The 18,648-nt window shown below is 54.2% G+C and carries 16 protein-coding genes; 8 read left to right on the top strand and 8 right to left on the bottom strand.

The annotated features are described in order from the left end of the window. Position 1: 1 nt before the first annotated feature. The 3 genes from Q4501_RS09800 (at position 2) to cobA (ending at position 3,570) form a co-directional block, all read left to right on the top strand. Positions 2 to 1,339 carry a replication-associated recombination protein A gene (locus tag Q4501_RS09800; RefSeq protein ID WP_303596035.1) on the top strand — a complete coding sequence of 446 codons (1,338 nt, stop codon included), beginning with the start codon at positions 2 to 4 and terminating at the stop codon, positions 1,337 to 1,339. Between the two features lie 102 nt (positions 1,340 to 1,441). Next, the gene (gene serS / locus Q4501_RS09795; protein ID WP_303596034.1) at positions 1,442 to 2,716 is read left to right on the top strand and encodes a serine--tRNA ligase; all 1,275 of its coding nucleotides are present in this window, start codon (positions 1,442 to 1,444) and stop codon (positions 2,714 to 2,716) included. Beyond that, on the top strand, positions 2,713 to 3,570 hold the full coding sequence (gene cobA / locus Q4501_RS09790) for a uroporphyrinogen-III C-methyltransferase (protein ID WP_303596033.1): 858 nt from the start codon (positions 2,713 to 2,715) through the stop codon (positions 3,568 to 3,570). Before serS ends, cobA begins: the two co-directional genes overlap by 4 nt. 6 nt (positions 3,571 to 3,576) lie before the next feature. On the opposite strand, the gene Q4501_RS09785 is transcribed toward cobA, so the two are convergent. Continuing rightward, positions 3,577 to 4,653: a 3-deoxy-7-phosphoheptulonate synthase gene (locus Q4501_RS09785; RefSeq protein ID WP_303596032.1), complete on the bottom strand. Its 1,077-nt coding sequence runs from the start codon at positions 4,651 to 4,653 to the stop codon at positions 3,577 to 3,579. Positions 4,654 to 4,779: 126 nt separating this feature from the next. Between Q4501_RS09785 and Q4501_RS09780 the strand changes: the two genes are divergently transcribed. Beyond that, positions 4,780 to 6,603 carry a DUF1631 family protein gene (locus tag Q4501_RS09780; protein WP_303596031.1) on the top strand — a complete coding sequence of 608 codons (1,824 nt, stop codon included), beginning with the start codon at positions 4,780 to 4,782 and terminating at the stop codon, positions 6,601 to 6,603. 26 nt (positions 6,604 to 6,629) lie between these two features. Further along, complete coding sequence (locus tag Q4501_RS09775) at positions 6,630 to 7,043, top strand: PilZ domain-containing protein (protein ID WP_303596030.1); 414 nt, start codon at positions 6,630 to 6,632, stop codon at positions 7,041 to 7,043. Positions 7,044 to 7,128: 85 nt separating this feature from the next. On the opposite strand, the gene Q4501_RS09770 is transcribed toward Q4501_RS09775, so the two are convergent. The 7 genes from Q4501_RS09770 to gloB all read right to left on the bottom strand — a co-directional run bounded on the left by Q4501_RS09770 (position 7,129) and on the right by gloB (position 16,413). Next, positions 7,129 to 7,929 carry an enoyl-ACP reductase gene (locus Q4501_RS09770; RefSeq protein ID WP_303596029.1) on the bottom strand — a complete coding sequence of 267 codons (801 nt, stop codon included), beginning with the start codon at positions 7,927 to 7,929 and terminating at the stop codon, positions 7,129 to 7,131. 66 nt (positions 7,930 to 7,995) lie between these two features. Continuing rightward, the gene (locus tag Q4501_RS09765; RefSeq protein WP_303596028.1) at positions 7,996 to 9,612 is read right to left on the bottom strand and encodes an ABC transporter ATP-binding protein; all 1,617 of its coding nucleotides are present in this window, start codon (positions 9,610 to 9,612) and stop codon (positions 7,996 to 7,998) included. 12 nt (positions 9,613 to 9,624) lie between these two features. After that, the gene (locus tag Q4501_RS09760; RefSeq protein WP_303596027.1) at positions 9,625 to 10,650 is read right to left on the bottom strand and encodes an ABC transporter permease; all 1,026 of its coding nucleotides are present in this window, start codon (positions 10,648 to 10,650) and stop codon (positions 9,625 to 9,627) included. A gap of 1 nt (position 10,651) precedes the next feature. Further along, a complete protein-coding gene (locus Q4501_RS09755; protein ID WP_303596026.1) occupies positions 10,652 to 11,737 on the bottom strand; it encodes a microcin C ABC transporter permease YejB in 1,086 nt (361 codons plus the stop codon). A 15-nt stretch (positions 11,738 to 11,752) separates the two neighbouring features. Next, the gene (locus Q4501_RS09750; protein ID WP_303596198.1) at positions 11,753 to 13,453 is read right to left on the bottom strand and encodes an extracellular solute-binding protein; all 1,701 of its coding nucleotides are present in this window, start codon (positions 13,451 to 13,453) and stop codon (positions 11,753 to 11,755) included. Positions 13,454 to 13,717: 264 nt separating this feature from the next. Further along, positions 13,718 to 15,463: a LysM peptidoglycan-binding domain-containing protein gene (locus Q4501_RS09745; protein ID WP_303596025.1), complete on the bottom strand. Its 1,746-nt coding sequence runs from the start codon at positions 15,461 to 15,463 to the stop codon at positions 13,718 to 13,720. A gap of 155 nt (positions 15,464 to 15,618) precedes the next feature. Next, positions 15,619 to 16,413 (bottom strand): hydroxyacylglutathione hydrolase, encoded by a 795-nt coding sequence (gloB, locus tag Q4501_RS09740; protein ID WP_303596024.1) that lies wholly within the window; start codon positions 16,411 to 16,413, stop codon positions 15,619 to 15,621. A 124-nt stretch (positions 16,414 to 16,537) separates the two neighbouring features. On the opposite strand from gloB, the gene Q4501_RS09735 reads away from it, so the two are divergent. The 3 genes from Q4501_RS09735 to dnaQ are packed head-to-tail and all read left to right on the top strand — an operon-like array spanning position 16,538 to position 18,562. After that, a complete protein-coding gene (locus Q4501_RS09735; RefSeq protein WP_303596023.1) occupies positions 16,538 to 17,329 on the top strand; it encodes a class I SAM-dependent methyltransferase in 792 nt (263 codons plus the stop codon). A 46-nt stretch (positions 17,330 to 17,375) separates the two neighbouring features. Further along, the gene (rnhA, locus tag Q4501_RS09730; RefSeq protein ID WP_303596022.1) at positions 17,376 to 17,819 is read left to right on the top strand and encodes a ribonuclease HI; all 444 of its coding nucleotides are present in this window, start codon (positions 17,376 to 17,378) and stop codon (positions 17,817 to 17,819) included. Between the two features lie 32 nt (positions 17,820 to 17,851). After that, on the top strand, positions 17,852 to 18,562 hold the full coding sequence (gene dnaQ / locus Q4501_RS09725) for a DNA polymerase III subunit epsilon (protein WP_303596021.1): 711 nt from the start codon (positions 17,852 to 17,854) through the stop codon (positions 18,560 to 18,562). Positions 18,563 to 18,648: the final 86 nt, after the last annotated feature.

The following is an 18,648-nucleotide window of genomic DNA, read 5'->3' as shown; positions in this document are numbered from 1 at the left end:
GATGCAGGATAGCCTGTTCACCGAGCAGGTCGGTTTTCGGCCTCTTGCGGCGCGCATGCGTCCGGAAAGTCTTGATGATTACGTGGGGCAGATGCACCTCGTCGGGCCTGGGAAACCGCTCCGCAGAGCAGTAGAGCAGGGCCAGCTCCATTCCATGATTCTCTGGGGGCCACCAGGGGTTGGAAAAACGACTTTTGCCCGGCTTCTGGCTAGCGTGGGTGAATTGAGCTTTGAAACGGTTTCCGCGGTTCTCAGCGGCGTCAAGGACATCCGGGCAATTGTCGAGCGAGCGCGCAACCGCAAGCTCTCTCAGGGCCAGGACACACTTCTGTTTGTGGACGAAGTTCACCGATTCAACAAAAGTCAGCAGGATGCTTTCCTGCCACATATTGAAGATGGCACCTTCATCTTTGTGGGTGCTACCACAGAAAATCCTTCGTTCGAGCTGAACAGTGCGCTGCTTTCCCGCACCCGCGTCTATGTGCTCAAAAACCTGGAAGATTCAGATATCCTCAAGCTGCTGACCCGCGCTCTTGATTCAGCAGAGGGTTTTAATGGTGAGCTAGCGGTGTCGAGCGATGTGTTGAATTTGATGGCTTCGGCATCCGGTGGGGATGCCAGGCGCGCGCTCAATATTCTTGAGATTTCGGCTGATCTGGCAGAGCCGGACACTGAAGGGAAAAACCGGATAAGCGAAAAGCATCTCGAACAGGTAATGCAAACAAGCCTGCGCCGATTTGATAAAGGCGGAGACGTTTTCTACGATCAGATATCCGCTTTGCACAAATCCGTGAGGGGTTCAGACCCCGACGGCTCGTTGTACTGGTTATGCCGGATGCTCGATGGTGGTTGTGATCCTCTCTATGTGGCCCGTCGATTGGTGCGAATTGCAAGCGAGGATATCGGCAATGCCGACCCCAGAGCCTTGCAGCTGAGTATGGAAGCGTGGGACGCCCAGGAACGTTTGGGCAGCCCGGAAGGTGAGCTGGCTCTTGCGCAGGCGGTCACCTATCTGGCTCTCGCACCCAAAAGTAACGCAGTCTATAAAGCGTTTAATCGTTGCATGGCAGACATTCGTGAGGACCCGGATTACGAGGTGCCGGTGCACTTGCGCAATGCGCCGACTAAGCTTCTCAAGAGCATGGGCCACGGTGACTCCTATCGTTATGCTCACGACGAAGAATACGCGTTCGCAGCAGGAGAATCCTATTTGCCGGATGCGATTCACCAGCGCAGGTACTATGAGCCAGTGGATCGGGGCCTGGAAATAAAGCTCTCAGAGAAACGCCAGAGGCTCGACGCTCTCAACGAAAAAAGTCCCAGGCAGCGCCACACCTGATTCACCTGTAACCTTGGATGTCAGCGGTAGCCACAAGTGCCGGCACGGGTATAATGGTGAGCTGATCTACATACATCGCAAACCGGAAAATCCAGGATAATCATGCTCGATCCCAAACTCGTCCGTAACCAGACTGAAGAGATCGCCCGTCGGCTGGCCATCAAGAACTTTGCTTTTGACGTAGCAGCTTTTGAGCAGCTTGAAGAGCGTCGTCGCGGCCTTCAGGTGCGCACTGAAACCTTGCAGGGTGAGCAGAACAAAAAGTCGAAGTCGATTGGTAAAGCAAAGGCTGCCGGGGAAGACATTCAGCCTCTACTGGATGAAGTAGAGAGTTTGAAGTCAAGCAGGTCGGAAGCTGAAGAAGAACTGCGTAAGCTTCAGGAAGAGCTTAACGGGTTTCTGGCAGGTCTCCCTAACCTCCCGGATGAGGGTGTACCGTCGGGAGATAGCGAGGACGACAACGTCGAAATTCGTACCTGGGGTACGCCGAGAAAGTTCGATTTCGAACCCAAAGACCACGTTGCTCTGGGAGAGAGCCTCGGTGGCCTGGATTTCGAGACGGCAACAAGACTTGCTCACTCACGATTTGCGGTGATGCGCAGCCAAGTGGCTCGTCTGCACAGGGCGCTTGCCCAGTTCATGCTGAACCTGCATACCGGTGAACATGGCTATTCCGAAACTTATGTGCCGTATCTGGTAAACGCAGAGACGCTTTATGGCACAGGACAATTACCGAAGTTTGAGGAAGATCTGTTCAAAATTGATGGGGATCATCCGCTTTATCTTATTCCTACCGCGGAAGTTCCGGTTACCAATCTTGTGGCAGATTCCATTCTTGATGCGGCAGATCTGCCCTTGAAAATGGTTTGTCATACTCCGTGTTTCCGCAGTGAAGCCGGCTCCTATGGCCGCGACACTCGTGGCATGATCCGCCAGCACCAGTTCGATAAGGTTGAGCTTGTGCAGGTGGTTCGCCCGGAAGACTCCGATGCGGCACTGGAAGCACTGAGTGGTCACGCTGAAAAGGTGCTGCAGCTGCTTGAGCTTCCTTACCGGGTGGTCGCCCTGTGTGGCGGCGATATGGGCTTTTCTGCTGCGAAGACATACGACTTTGAAGTCTGGCTACCAGGGCAGAATAAGTACCGGGAAATCTCGTCTTGCTCAAATACTCGCGACTTCCAGGCCCGGCGCATGGGTGCACGCTGGCGCAATCCGGAGACGGGCAAGCCCGAGCCAGTGCATACATTGAACGGATCCGGCCTTGCGGTAGGCCGTGCTCTGGTGGCGGTTATGGAAAACTACCAGCAGGAAGACGGCAGTATTATTGTTCCCGAAGTGCTCAAACCCTACATGGGCGGCGTTGAGCGTATCCAATGATGGACAAGCCCGGAAAAGACGTAGGAGCGGGGGTTGGCGCAACGCCAGCGCCCGTACGTTACAGAACAAACCCTGTTACCTTGAACCCGAACAGCTCTGCCGGGGAGGTTGCTCTTGTGGGCGCCGGCCCCGGAGATCCGGAACTGCTCACACTCAAAGCCTGGCGCCTCATTACGTCTGCACAGGTCGTACTCTACGACCGACTGGTGTCTCCGGAAATTCTTGCCCTGATTCCAGATACGGCTGAAATGATCCATGTGGGTAAGCAACGCTCCAACCATACCTTGCCGCAGGACCAGATCAACCAGCGGTTGGTCGATCTTGCGAAGGAAGGTTACCGGGTTGTGCGTCTCAAGGGCGGAGATCCATTTATTTTTGGCCGTGGTGGAGAGGAAATCGAAACCCTGGCCAGCGCAGGCATCCGTTTCCAGGTTGTTCCGGGCATTACGGCGGCCTCAGGGTGTGCTGCTTATGCGGGTATTCCTCTGACCCATCGTGACCACGCTCAGTCCGTGCGCTTTGTTACGGGGCACCTGAAAAATAATACCTGCGATTTACCCTGGAAGGACTTCGTGCAGAACAGCCAGACGCTGGTCTTCTATATGGGTCTGGTTGGGCTGCCGATTATCTGTGAGCAATTGATACTGCACGGAATGGCGGCGGATACGCCAATAGCTCTGGTTTCCAAAGGAACTACTCGGGACCAGCAGGTTGTTACGGGCAATCTGGAGACGATTGTACAGCGAGTAAACGAAGAGAAGGTCCAGGCGCCTACACTTGTTATTGTTGGCCATGTGGTCGCGCTGAGGGACAGGCTGGACTGGGTCGGCGGCTTACCAACCCAGTCTGCTTGAGCAGTTTCAGGCGGGCTTACGGCCCGGCAGAACGTCCTTTAGCTTAGCGTGCATCTCGCGGATGGCCTTTTCTGTTGTTGGCCAGTCGATACAAGCATCGGTCACCGATACGCCGTATTCCAGATCTTCCAGATTCTCCGGGATAGACTGGTTACCCCAATTGATGTTGCTTTCAATCATCAGGCTCTGGATTGAGGTGTTGCCTTCCAGGATCTGATGGCTGACATCCTGCATGACAAGCGGCTGAATCGCCGGGTCTTTACTGGAGTTGGCGTGGCTACAGTCCACCATGATGGATTTGCGCAAGCCGGCTTTATCAAGAGCCTGCTCGCACAGCGTCACGCTGACCGAATCGTAATTGGGCTTTCCGCCGCCCCCGCGCAGAACAACATGCCCGTACTTGTTGCCCTTGGTGCGAATAATGGCCACTTGCCCTTGCTGGTCAATTCCGAGAAAGCTGTGCGGGTAAGAAACCGACTTCATGGCGTTTACAGCAACATCGAGGTTGCCGTCAGTGCCATTTTTAAAACCGATCGCCATCGAAAGGCCGCTGCTCATCTCGCGGTGAGTCTGGGATTCTGTGGTGCGAGCGCCAATCGCTGACCAGGCAATTGTGTCCTGCAGGTACTGCGGCGAGATCGGGTCCAGTGCTTCTGTAGCTACCGGTAGCCCAAGTTCGTTGATATCAAGCAGAAGACGCCGGCCGAGCTTGAGGCCATGTTCAATGTCAAAAGTATCGTTCAGGTGCGGGTCGTTAATCAGACCTTTCCAGCCAACCGTCGTTCTCGGCTTCTCAAAATAAACACGCATGACGATAAGCAGGGTGTCGCTGACTTCATCGGCAAGTTTCTTGAGGCGGGCGGCATAATCACGCGCTGCATCCACATCGTGAATGGAGCAGGGGCCCACAACCAGGAAAAGACGGTGGTCTTTGCCATCGATAATGTCATAAATCGCCTGGCGGCCTTCAGTAACCGTCTTGGCTGCGTCGCCCGAGAGAGGCATCTTCTGTTTTAGCGTTTCAGGGGTAATCAGTGTTTCCTGGCTCGCCACATTCAGATCTTCTAGTTTATTGCCGGACATTTTCTGCTGTTTCCCCAATTCTTATCGTTACAATAGCGCCGGACCCGGTTGTGGCCAACCCCGGCGAGTTCGTTATACTGCTTTATTTATTGGGCCTTTTCAACGCTTCTTGAGCACGGGGAATGGATGTCACAAAACAGGCCGAAGTCGCACCAGGTGGCCTTACGGAAGGCGGTTGCCAAGCAAATTGACGATGTGCTTGCCGGTATTCGGGTCCCCGACCTGCCTTATCCCGCAGGGAAACTCGCGCCAGAAAGCGTAAGTGACTGGCAACCCCTGCTATTTTCATGCTGGAAGGAACAACGAAACGAGCGCGTAACCCATGTCCTGCGCTCTGTGCAGCGTGACTGGTCCGTGCGCCAGATTAATGCAGCCTATGTGGCGGACCGCATCATGGATGTGTTCCTGAAAACCAGCGGGCTCCACTCTCAGATCATCCAGCGTATCGCGCGCTTAAGATTCTATCTTGCGTGGCGTATGAATCTGGACGGCAATTACGCCTTCAGTGACACACTGCTGAACTGGCTGGACAGCCTCCAGGAATGGCGGGGCTGGAGTGATTCTGGTGGCCGGTCATCGAAGGCTTTGCTTGATCAACTGGATGCGTTGGTTGTCGCTGTCTCTGCCGCGTTTGAAACTGGCACCACCGATACTGTCAGTGCTTTCTGCCAGCAATGGCAGGAGGACTCGCTCAGGCGTAATGCACAGGCAGGCAAACTACGCCAGAGATTGCTGGTAACAGAGCAGGGCGCGGCGCGCCAAAGACGGGCAGATCAGACCTCCAGAGCCCTTATCGGGAGGGCCTTACAAGGGCGGAAATTGCCTCAGCCCGTGCTCCATTTTATTTTTGATCACTGGCAAAAGTTGCTGAAACAGGCGGTATGGGATTCCGGTGTTAACGGTGAGACCTGCAGGCATGGCAGCAAGCTACTCGAATGGCTGGTATGGGTGGGCGATCCCTCTCTCTCTGACAAAGACAGAAACCGGCTCTACCACGTAGGTGAACAGATAGGCGATCGACTTCTTGACGTGTGGAGCCGCGTATTCGATCACCCCCTCACACCGAATGCCCTTGCCGGCATCGGAACCGTGATGATGTCCAGGTTGCGCGGTGAATCACCTGAGTTGGTGGAGGCGTTGTCTGATCAGACAAGTTTCTCATGGAGTGGCTCCTGGCTTAGTTTCGAGGTGCCCAAGCAGGCCGATTTTCAAGCCATGGAGAACAGCTGGTTTGTAGAGGGTGAAGGGGCAACGGAGCAGCGTCGTTACTTTTGTGCACTGCTCGAAGACACGGCAGAGATCCTCTGGACAAACGGTACCGGGGTGAAACTTGGACTACAGCCCTGGGATGCATTCTGCGAGGCCAAAACAGCTGGCAGTATTCGTCCACTGCCTGCTCAGACCCCGTTTGGCGAGGTTCTCGCAGGGACCGTCGAACTGTTGGCCAGAGCGTTTGAAAAACAGCGCAAACAGCGTGAGCAGGCTGCAGAGGCGGCCAGAGCCCGTGCCGATGAGCTCCGTAGAGAGAGAGAAGCCCAGGCGTTGAAACGCAGGGAGGCGGAGGCCGCGCGTCAAGAAATTCTGGATCGGGAACGGCAAGAAACCGAAAGCAAGCGTCTTGCAGATGAACAGGCTGAACAGGATCGCCTGTACAGAGAAAAGACAGCTCTTGCGCAAAAGCACGTGGATAACATCAATCTGGGTGGTTGGATATTGGAAGTTTCGGACCAACCGGAGACAGAGGGCACCAGGCTCAAGCTGGCTGTTCGTACAAATGCATCCCGCAAGCTGATTTTCGTTGATCGCCTGGGCCTGAATCGGCGCGAGTTTCAGGAAGAAGATCTGGTTCTCGCAATCGTTGAAGAGCGCATACGTGTTCTTGGTAGTGCTGCGGAATTTGATGACACCTTGAGCAGGGTGGTGGGCCGTATACGTGTCGGGCGGAAGTAACGGAATGAAAAAAGCCAGGAATAATAATGAAAGACGCTGACTATACGTTTGGAACTCGGGACGACCCGCCCGATGGGCAGGATAACCGGTTGTATTACCGCCTGACTGCGCGTGCCAGGATTTCGCTGGAACTGGAGGCCTCCTGTCCGAAACCCCAAGGGCTGCCAATTGCGTCCAACAGAGAACTTGCATGTGGCGTTCGCGACCTGTCGGCAAGCGGGCTACGATTGCTCTCACACGAAAAGCTTGTGGTGGGTGCTTTGCTTTCAGCTTCTGTTTTGCTGGATAGTCAGACGGAACCCTTCGCACTGATTGTGGAGGTGATCTGGTGCCGCTCTCATGGGACGGACTACTTGGTGGGGTTAAGAATTATCGAATCGGAACAGACTGCTTACGTTGAATGGACAGAGGCTGTCGCGAAAGTTATGGAAGCGCCCTGAGTGCAAAGCTGTCCCGCTTCGTGTTTGGCAAAGCCGTGAACGCTGAGCAGGGAGTCAGCGCCTGGCTGCCTCCCTGCGTCAGAGCTTAATCTTCAGATGTTTCTTCTTCCAGTTCGCCCATGCCAGTGATGTTAAAGCCGGCATCTACGTACATGATCTCACCGGTAATACCGCTGGCCATATCCGAGCCCAGAAAAGCCGCAGCGTTGCCCACTTCGTCTGTGGTTACATTCCGGCGTAGCGGAGCGCGCCTGGCGTTTTCCGCAAGCATCTTGCGGAAGCTCTTAATGCCGGAGGCTGCCAGTGTCCTGATGGGCCCTGCAGAAATGCCGTTTACCCGGATTCCGTCACGGCCGAGGCTCGCAGCCATATAGCGTACGTTTGCTTCCAGTGATGCCTTGGCAAGCCCCATCACGTTGTAGTTCTGCAGAACCTTTTCGGCGCCCAGATAACTCAGAGTCAGCAGGGAGCTGCCCTCGTGCATCATGGAGCGTGCACCCTTGGCCAGAGCGACAAAGCTATAAGAGCTGATGTCGTGGGCTATTTTGAAGCCTTCCCTGGTGGTTACGTCAACGTAGTTGCCATCAAGTTCGTGCCCCGGTGCAAAGCCAACGGCGTGGACAATGATGTCGATGTTATCCCAATGCTTGTTCAGTTCTTTGAACACATTTTCAATTTCTTCATCGCTGGCGACATCGCAAGGGAATATGAGGTTGCTTCCCCATCCCTCAGCGAACTTCTCTACCCGCGGCTTGAGCTTTTCATTCTGATATGTGAAGGCCAGTTCTGCACCTTCGCGGGCAAAGGCATCTGCGATACCGTATGCAATGGACAGCTTGCTGGCTACGCCAACAATCAGCGCTTTTTTGCCGTTCAGTATTCCCATGGGTGGTTCTCCCTGTGTTCCTGATTTTGATGCATTATCCCCGAAGTATCCCGTCAGGAGTAACGCTCAAATAGTCGTAGTGGAATCGGCATTTTTCTGGTTATAGAAAAGCGCCGCGTTAAGCAACTCTTGTGTGTACTGTTCTTCGGGTGCGTGGAAAATGTCGCTGGCATTCCCGTATTCCACAATCGCTCCCTGTCGGAGGACCAGCAACTGGTGGCTGAGTGCCCTGACAACGGCCAGATCATGGCTGATAAAGATATAGCTTAGACCATAGCGCGCCTGAATATCCCGTAGCAGTTCGATAACCTGCTTTTGAACCGTTCTGTCGAGAGCGGAGGTGGGTTCATCGAGAATGATCAGGTCTGGCTGCAACACCAGTGCACGGGCAATGGCGATGCGCTGGCGCTGGCCCCCGGAAAACTCATGGGGATACCGGTGGCGGGCCTCTGGATCGAGGCCCACGTCCGTCAACGCCGTAATGACTTTCTGTTCGTGTGTTTGGGCGTTTTCAGAATCGTGTATTTCCAACCCTTCCCGCACTATCTCGGCAACAGACATGCGGGGGCTGAGGCTGCCAAAAGGATCCTGAAAAACAATCTGAATCCTGCGCCGCCAGGGGCGGAATGCGCTTTGGTCGAGCCCGGCGAGCTCTTGCCCGTTTAACTTTATGCTGCCTGTGCTGGAAGTAAGCTTGAGAAGCGCATGGCCAATGGTTGTTTTCCCGCTACCACTTTCACCCACAATGCCGAGTGTCTGGCCCTGTTCGAGGGAGAAGCCGACGCGTTTAACCGCGTGAAAGTACTCTTTTACCTTGCCAAATAATCCTCTACGCACAGGAAACCGCACATCAAGGTTACCTACTTCAAGCAAAGGTTTTCCGCTCCCGGCTCGAGCCAGGGGGGCCTCCGGAGGCTCGGCATCGAGAAGTTTACGCGTGTAGGGATGGCTGGGTGACGCAAACAAAGCGGCGGTTTTTCCTTCCTCGACCAGCTTGCCGTGTTCCAGCACTGCAACCCGGCTGGCATAACGGCGCACTATCGTCAGGTCATGGGTAATCAGCAGAATCGCCATGCCAAGCTTCTCCTGCAATCCCTGCAGCAGTTCCAGAACCTGCTTCTGAACCGTCACGTCCAGAGCAGTGGTTGGCTCGTCGGCGATGAGCAAATCTGGCTCATTGGCCAGAGCCATGGCGATCATAATGCGCTGCTTTTGGCCTCCAGAAAGCTGATGCGGGTAAGCACCCAGCCGGCTCTCCGGGTTGTCTATGCCTACCAGCTGTAACAACTCCAGGCAACGCTCCCTGGCTTGCAGGCCACGCATGCCTTTATGCAGCTCCAAGGTTTCGCTGATCTGCTTCTCAACGCTGTGCAGAGGATTAAGGGAGGTCATGGGCTCCTGGAAGATCATGCTGATTTCCCGCCCACGAACCTGGCGCAAGCGTTTCTCCGGCGCTTGCAGCAGGTTTTCGCCACGGTAGCGGATCTCACCACCGGGATAGTTCGCATGCCGTTCATCGAGCAGCCGGAGAATGGATAATGCGGTGATCGACTTGCCGGAACCGCTTTCGCCAACCAGAGCCAGAGTTTCACCCTGTTGTAGGCTGAGCGACACAGAATCCACGGCCTTCGGGCCCTGGTCAAAGCAGATCGAGAGATTGGTTATCTCTAGCAGCTCGCTCATATCGGTTCGCTCTTATGCGTTTTTTCGGGGGTCAAAGGCATCACGCACGGCTTCACCCACGAAAACCAGTAGCGTGAGCATCAGTGACAGGGAAACAAATGCCGAAATGCCAAGCCAGGGAGCGTGAAGGTTTGCCTTGCCCTGGGCAATCAGTTCACCCAGCGATGGTGAGCCAGAGGGCAAGCCGAAACCCAGGAAATCAAGAGATGTCAGACCGGTAATGGCACCGGTCAGGATGAATGGTAAAAACGTTAATGTTGCAACCATGGCGTTTGGAAGAATATGGCGAAACATGATTTTACGGTTACCCAGCCCGAGTGCTCTCGCTGCTTTAACGTATTCAAAATTGCGGGCTCTGAGGAATTCAGCGCGAACCACATCAACCAGACCCATCCAGCTGAACATCAACATGATGCCGAGCAGCCACCAGAAGTTCGGCTGCACAATTCCGGAGAGGATAATCAGGAGGTAGAGTACTGGCAAGCCGGACCAGATTTCGATAAAGCGTTGGCCCACCAGATCAATCTTGCCGCCGTAAAAACCCTGTATAGCGCCGACTATGACGCCAACAATGCAGCTGGCAATGGTTAGAGTCAGCCCAAACAGAACAGATATACGAAAGCCATAAATTACGCGCGCGGCCACGTCTCGTCCCTGGTCGTCTGTTCCCAGCCAGTTTTCAGTGCTCGGTGGTGCAGGTGAGGGCACATCCAGATCGTAGTTTATGGTGTCGTAGCTGAAACGGATTGGTGGCCAGAGCATCCAGCCGTTGGCGAGTATTTCGTCAGCAATGAAAGGGTCCCGGTAATCAGCATCTGTGGGCAGAAAACCACCAAAGGTCTCTTCCGGCACGGATTCAACTACCGGAAAATACAGAGTGTTCTGATAGGACACGACGAGGGGTCTGTCGTTTGCTATCAGCTCTGCAACGAGCGTCAGCCCGAAAATGGCCAGAAATACCCAAAGAGACCAGAAGCCCCGGCGGTTATTGCGAAAGTTGCGTAGACGTCGCTGTTGAATCGGAGTCAGCGCCTTCATGTTACGCGCCCTCCCGACTTTCAAAGTCGATGCGTGGGTCTACCAGCACGTAGGTAATGTCGCTGATCAACTTAAGTACCAGCCCCATCAGGGTAAATATAAACAGAGTGCCAAAGATAACCGGATAGTCCCGGTTAAGTGCGGCTTCAAAACCCAGCAGGCCGAGGCCATCCAGAGAGAAAATAACTTCAATCAATAGCGAACCGGTAAAGAACAGAGACACGAGCACACCGGGAAGGCTGGCAATTACAATCAGCATGGCATTTCGGAATACGTGCCCATAAAGTACCTGCTTCTCGTCCAGGCCTTTGGCTCTGGCGGTTACAACGTAGTGCTTGCCGATCTCATCAAGGAACGAGTTCTTGGTGAGCAGGGTCAATGTCGCAAATCCACCGATAACGTTGGCAGTTACTGGTAGCGCAAGATGCCAGAAGTAATCTCCGACTTTTTGATACCAGTTGAGTTGGTCGAAGTCAGAGGAGGTGAGCCCGCGCAGGGGGAACCAGTCGAAGTAGCTGCCGCCGGCAAACAGAACAATCAGCAGAATGGCGAACAGGAAACCGGGGATGGCATAGCCAATCACAATGGCTGAACTGCTCCAGACATCAAACCGGGATCCGTCTGAGACCGCTTTACGGATGCCCAGAGGGATAGATATGAAGTAGATAATCAGGGTAGACCAGAGCCCCAGTGAGATAGAGACGGGCATTTTGTCCAGTATCAGCTCGGTAACGCTTTTTTCCCGGAAGAAGGAGTCGCCGAAATTAAACGTGGCGTAGTCCTTTAGCATTTTGAGAAAACGTTCATGCGCCGGTTTATCGAAGCCGTACATCACTTCAATTTCTTTCAGCATTTCATCGGGAATGCCACGGGAGCCACGGCGATCTCCTGACGCGTTGGCCACTTCTCCGCCTGTGTCGCCGCCAGTCGCCCTTGCAAGCGCGCTGCCGCCATGGCCCTCCATTTCTGCAATCAGTTGCTCAACCGGACCGCCAGGGGCGGCCTGTACGATCACAAAGTTGAGAAGCAGAATCCCAATCAGGGTAGGGATAATCAGCGCCAGGCGCCGGAGTATATAGATGCCCATTTAGCGGCAGCTTCCTCAGGGCTCAGCCCACCAGTTGTCGAGGTCAGTACCATTCTTGGGTGTCTGTTCCGGATGCTTCAGGTGGCTCCAGTAGGCAACACGATCTTTCGCCAGGTGCCAGTGCGGCACGACGTAATGCCCGCTAAGCAGAACCCGATCCAGGGCCCGGGTACGCTGTATCAACTCTTCTCTGTCCGGCGCCTGTATAACCAGGCTCACAAGCTCATCAACAACAGGGTCGCTCACGCCGGCATAATTACGGGAGCCGTTAGCGTCTACCGTCGAGGAGTGCCAATACTCCCGCTGTTCATTGCCCGGAGAGTCTGACTGACCGATGGCCTGGGTGATCATGTCATAATCGAACTCCCTTACACGCTGAACGTATTGGTTGCTATCGACCAGGCGTACAGACATCTCAATGCCGAGCTTTGCGAGGTTGTTTTTGAAGGGCAGAACAACTCTTTCGAAGGTTTTCTGAAACAACAGAATCTCAAACGCCAGAGGCTCGCCGGTTTCGGTATTCACCATTTTTCCTTCACGAACTTCGTAACCGGCCGAGCGCAAAAGCTCCAGGGCCACTCTCAGGTTCTGCCTGAGACCTTGCTTGCCATCGGTCGACGGCGCGGCGAAGGGTTTGGTAAAGATGTCTTCTCCCAGTTGCGACCGGTACTGTTCAAGAATTTCCAGTCCCCTGCCGGAGGGTAGGCCGGTTGCGGCCAGTTCACTGTTTTCGAAATAACTGTTGGTGCGGGCGTACTGACCGTAGAACAGGTTTTTGTTGGTCCACTCAAAATCAAAACCGTAGGTCAGCGCCTCCCTGACCCTGGGGTCGCTGAAGACGTCTTTGCGGGTGTTGAACACGAAGCCCTGCATACCGGTGGGGCGGTGGTGTTCAATGGCTTCTTTTTTGATCGTGCCGTTATCAAACCTCTCGCCGGTGTAGGCAGTTGCCCAGTTCTTGGCTGAGGTTTCCACTCTGAAATCAAAGCTGCCGGCTTTGAAGGCCTCCAGGGCCACGGTGTCATCGGTATAGTAGTCATAGCGAATGCGGTCGAAATTAAACCGACCCTTGCGAACGGCGAGGTCCTTAGCCCAGTAATCGTCGAGCCGCTCGTAAACAATAGAGCGGCCAGCTTCAAATGCACCAATCTTATAGGGGCCACTGCCAACGGGTGGGGTGAGACCGTTCTTGCCAAACTCCCGGTCTTCCCAGTAATGCGCGGGCATAATCGGCATCTGTCCAAGAATCAGAGGCAGCTCACGATTACTGGTTTCCTGGAAATCGAAACGAATCCGATGCGGGGTCTCAACCGTTACCTTGCTCACATCTGCGTAGTAATTCCGGTAAAACGGATGGCCCTCTGTGGTCAGGGTTTCAAAGGAAAACTTTACATCTTCGGCGGTAATGGGTTCGCCATCCTGAAACCTGGCTTCCGGCCTGAGGTTATATACTACATAGCTTCTGTCCTCAGGAGTTTCCAGTGACTCTGCGATGAGTCCATACATGGAAAAAGCTTCGTCTGCCGAATACTCAAGAAGTGTGTCGTAAATATAACCGCTGATTCCGGCGGCTGCGACACCACGAATAACGAATGGATTGAAGGAGTCAAAACCGTTCGCCACTACTGCCATTTTCAGAGTGCCGCCCTTCGGAGCATCGGGGTTCAGGTAGTCGAAGTGTGTGAACCCCTCCGGATACCTGGGTTCGCCGTGCATTGCCAAACCGTGAATTGGCTGGATTTGCTGCTCTGAAGCCTCAAGGGTGGTGTCACTGGCATAAAGAAAACCGGGGGAGGCCAGCAAGGTCAGGACTGTAAAAAGCGATCTGGGGCGTAAGGCGGATAGGAATCTTGTCATGGGTCTCGCACATTCTGGAGGTTTCAGGTCGGCGCACCGGGCATCCCGCCCAGTGCTCTTGTCCGCTGAATTTTTATGATTCTTATAGATACTGAAAGTTCCGGGCCCGAGAATCTGTATTCTTTACGGGCTGTTCCGGACGTCGACGTAGAGTACCAGACTTTGCCCCGGTTGAAGATAACGGGAGGTGTTCAAGTCGTTCCAGCTTGCGATATCCCGTACATTCACAGAAAAACGGTTGGCGATGAGTGCGAGTGAGTCGCCCTTGCGCACGCTATAACCGACTTTGCGAACCATGGCGTTACCGCGGGCGCCGCTGGCTGACGCCAGGGTAGGCTGGGCTGTATTGGACCAGATAACCAGTTCTTTACCCGGAATGAGAGGATCGCCCGGAGCCATCCCGTTCCAGGCTGCGAGCTGGCGTACAGAGACTCGATGTTCCCGGGCAATGTCCCAGAAGGTATCTCCACGACGGACTGTATGCCGCAATTTACTGCCATCGCGTTTCTTGTCTTGTTTGCGCTCAAGCCGGTTGGATGCACTTAACGCATAGCTATCAGAGTTCTTGGACGCAGAGGGAATCATCAAGCGCTGGCCGATCCGGATCAGGTCGCTATTAAGGCTGTTTACCTGTTGCAGCACTGCCGGCGTTGTTGAGAACTTTCGGGATATCGTATTCAGGCTGTCTCCCGATTTAACCACATAATTACGCCAGGAAACGCGCTTACCAGGGGGGATTTCCTTTAGAGCGATGCGGAAGGGTTCCGCGTTCTGATGGGGTACCAGTAGCCGGTGCGGGCCGTCTGGTGACGTTGCCCAACGATTGTAAGATGGGTTGAGCAGGTAGATTTCATCAATATCAACGCCCGAAAGCTCGGCGGCCTGGGCCAGATCCAGCTGTCCACCGGTCTCGACAACGTCGAAATAGGGCTCGTCCAAGAGATCAGGTAGCTCAACACCGTAGGCGGCCGGATCATCGAAAATTTTCGCAAGAGCGATCAGTTTAGGGACGTAATGACGGGTTTCCCTTGGCAGTTGCAGCGACCAGAAATCTTCCGGTTTGTTGCTGTTACGGTTGCGGCGCATTGCGCTGGAAACCGTGCCGCCGCCACTGTTATAGGCCGCAAGAGCTAATGTGTAATCACCGCCAAACCGGTTTGATAGGCGGTCAAGATAAGTCAGTGCCGCATCCGTAGCCGCGATGACATCTCTGCGCTCATCATGCCACCAGCTTTGGGTCAGGCCAAAGTATTTGCCGGTCGATGGGATAAATTGCCAGAGACCTGCAGCGCGACCGTGGGAATATGCGAAAGGGTCAAATGCACTTTCGACGATGGGCAGCAACGCAAATTCAGTAGGTAGGCCGCGCTTTTCAGTTTCATTGACGATGTAATAAAGGTAGCGGCTTCCACGTTCAACCACGCGATTGATGTAGTTGGGGTGTTTTGCATACCACTTCAGTTGATCCTGAACGCGTTTGTTGTCGACATCATGGTCAAGTTCAAAGCCTGCTCGCAGGCGATCCCACAGTACTGCCTGCCCGGGCTCCTGGTCTGCGCTCTTGTCAGAGACACTTTTTGCACCAGTTTCCAAAGCAGTTTGCTGAGGATTCTCAAGCTTTTCCCGGGCTTCGCGTGCTGCCGCCTTGAGTTCTGGGGCCATGGCATCATCAAGTGGCTCATTGCGAACAGCATCGCTGTTTTTCCCGGATTCGACCGACTCCTTTAGGCCTTCGTCTCCGGCTGCAACACTTACTTTGTCCGAATCAAGCGGGTTTCCCTGGGCCATGTCTGTTGACGTATAAAGCGAACTGCAGCCACCTGCCAGGGCGCCAAAAAAAACTAGCAGGGGCAAATGTTTGACCGACATAGGCAATTTCCAGGTCTGGGTTATTGCCGGGTCTCCTGTCTGAAAACCCGGCATATTTAGTAAGTTACAAGCAAAATGTTAAATGATTCTATGGGAGCCTGTTTCTAGCGGTCAAGAAGCCTCTCGTTACGACGTTGAAAGGATTTGTTAACCGCTCAGAAATTATCCTTACCGTGCCTTATGGCTGCAAAAATGGCAGTGTCTGAATCTGCCGGCAAACCTTGGTCGGTGCAATATCTTTTGGCTGCGCCTACAACAACCGGGTCATCCCAGCGCAGGAACGGATTGAGTCGTTTTTCATTCTCAAGTATTGAGGGCACAGTAGGCTTACCGGCTTCCCTGAGTTCCTTGCACTGTTGCTCGAAGGCTTCGAGTTCATGGTCGTCCGGCAACCAGCTGCGAGCGAAGCGAAGATTGGCCAGAGTATACTCGTGGGCGCAATATACGGCGGTGGTGCCGGGAAGCTCGCGGAGGGACTTCAAGGATTCAAGCATTTGTGCGGCAGTGCCTTCAAACAATCGGCCGCAGCCACAAACGAAAAGGGTGTCGCCACAAAACAGTGCAGGGCGGCCGCTGATCTCGACATCGGTAAAAAAGGCTATGTGATCCAGCGTGTGTCCCGGAACACTCATCACCTGGAATGTGACATCTTCCCAGACGACCTCGTCACCGGGGTGTACGTTATTGGTGTTGCCTTTGAATGGGGATTCGGCTGGTCCGGTTACCCGACAGTCCGGATATTCCTTTACCAGATCGCTGATTCCGCCAACATGGTCGGGGTGGTGGTGAGTAACCAGTATGGTATCCAGATTGAGGCCATTTTCTGCGAGGTGACGCTGTACTGGCGCGGCCTGGCCGGGGTCCACAATCAGAGCTTTCCCCGTGTCAGTGTCGGCAAGACACCAGATGTAGTTGTCACTAAAGGCCGGGATGGCAGAGATGGTGAGCATCAGATGTCCCCGTATATGCTTGGCAAGTGTGCCTGATATGATAGAGCATTAAGTTGATAGCCCCAAGAACCGCTGAACCAGTGGCTTGTTCAAAGGCTATCTTCCATGAAGGAGTGCAGGCAGTGTGAAAAGCAAAAAGGTCCTTGATTATCCCTCCCGGCATGAGCGCTTTGAACACTGGTTCCAGACGCCTCTCGGGCGCTCGATGCTGGCGGACCAGCGGCGTTTTCTGGATCACAAACTCGCCCCGCTAACGGGTGCGCGGCAGCTTCACGTAAGCGTCAGTCACCGGATACCGCTGATCAATGGTACCGATTTCTCCCACAAAATAATGACGACACCAAAATGGTTTCCCAGTATTCCAGATGGGGTTGTTGTATGTGACGCAAATGAGTTGCCGTTTCCAGGCGACTCCATGGATCTGGTTGTGCTTCACCATACAGCCGACTTCTCACTGTACCCTCATCAGGCGCTCCGGGAAGCGGGCCGGGTTTTAAGGGGCGAGGGAACGATTGCTCTTATTGGCTTCAACCCGGTAAGCATTTGGGGGCTGCGCAGGTTTATGTCACGTCATCACGCTGGCCCATGGGGAGGCCGCTTTCTTATGCGCAGGCGCATGGATGACTGGCTTCATCTCCTGGGCTTTCATGTTGACGTTTCGGTTACCCGTTTTTTTCGCCTGCCCCTCCAGCGTAGCGGCCGCAAGAGCTCGGGCCGGCTCGGGGAGCGATTGACGGGCAACGGGCTCCTGCCAGTCGGGGCTTATTACTGTATTCTTGCCAAAAAAAGGGTGAACGCTCGCATTCCCAGGCGACACGCATGGCGACAGAACAACGTCATCGTGATCCCGGGAACCGGAACTGTGGGCGCATCCAGGGGCTGTCCACCGCAGAACCTGAACCACCCCGACGACTGACCGGCCACTAAGGGCCGCCAACAACTATATATACGCAGGAGTTTTAATGTCCGCAAAGGTGATTCTTTATACCGATGGAGCTTGTAAGGGCAATCCGGGGCCCGGTGGCTGGGGTGTGGTGCTCCGTTATGGCGATGCACGCAAAACGATGCACGGAGGCGAGCCCCATACCACCAATAACCGAATGGAGCTGATGGCTGCCATTCAGGGGCTTAAGGCTCTTAAGCGAGGCTGTGAAGTAGAGCTTTATACCGATTCCCAGTATGTGCGCAAAGGCATCACCGAATGGCTTTCAGGCTGGAAACGTAATGGCTGGAAAACATCGGCGAAAAAGCCGGTGAAAAACGATGACCTATGGCGTGAGCTCGACTTGGAAACGGCAAATCATAAAGTTAACTGGCATTGGGTTAAAGGTCATGCCGGTGTGCCCGATAACGAGCTGGCAGACGAACTTGCCAACAAGGGCGTTGAAGAATTGGCTCGCAACTGAAAACTCTCCAATCCTGAATCGATGTGGACGTTATGAGACAAATTGTACTGGATACAGAAACAACAGGTATTGACCCGGCGGAAGGGCACAGGATCATCGAGATCGGCTGTGTTGAAATGATGGAGCGTAAGCTTACCGGCCGCAACTACCACGTCTATATTAACCCGGAGCGGGAAGTTGAAGCGGAAGCGATCACCATCCACGGGATTACCAACGAATTTCTGGTTGATAAGCCGAAATTCGCAGAAGTTGCCGATGAGTTCTTCGAGTTTATAAAGGGCGCGGAGCTTGTCATTCACAACGCCGCGTTCGACGTTGGATTCATGGACTCCGAGTTTGGCCGGATTAAGCCGGTGCGAAAAACGGCTGATCATTGCGGGATTGTGGACTCCCTTGCAATTGCCCGGGCGAAGCATCCGGGCCAGAAGAACAACCTGGACGCTCTCTGCAAACGTTATGGCGTTGATAACAGTAACCGGGAGCTTCATGGCGCCCTGCTGGATGCGGAGATTCTGGCGGATGTGTACCTGCTGCTCACGGGCGGGCAAACCGCTTTGTCTCTCGACGCCGGGTCAGAGAACGGGGGTGTCTCCGGTGGGGTGCGAAGGTTGAGTCCGGAAAGGCCGGCGTTGGCTGTCATCAAACCGTCCGAAGCCGAGTCTGACGCCCACCAGGCGTTTATGTCCGCACTCGAAAAGAAAGCAGGAGGAAGCGTTTGGAGCAAACTGGAAGGCTCAGAATGAGAACTGTGTCTGCCTGTACCAATTGTTACATTCCTGCCTTGTTGAAGTGCTTGAATTTTATGTTATAAGTAGTGATAAGTACGCTA

The organism is Marinobacter sp. 2_MG-2023 (assembly GCF_030546935.1).
Taxonomy (GTDB): Bacteria; Pseudomonadota; Gammaproteobacteria; order Pseudomonadales; family Oleiphilaceae; genus Marinobacter.
This window is presented reverse-complemented; position numbering and strand designations above follow the sequence as displayed.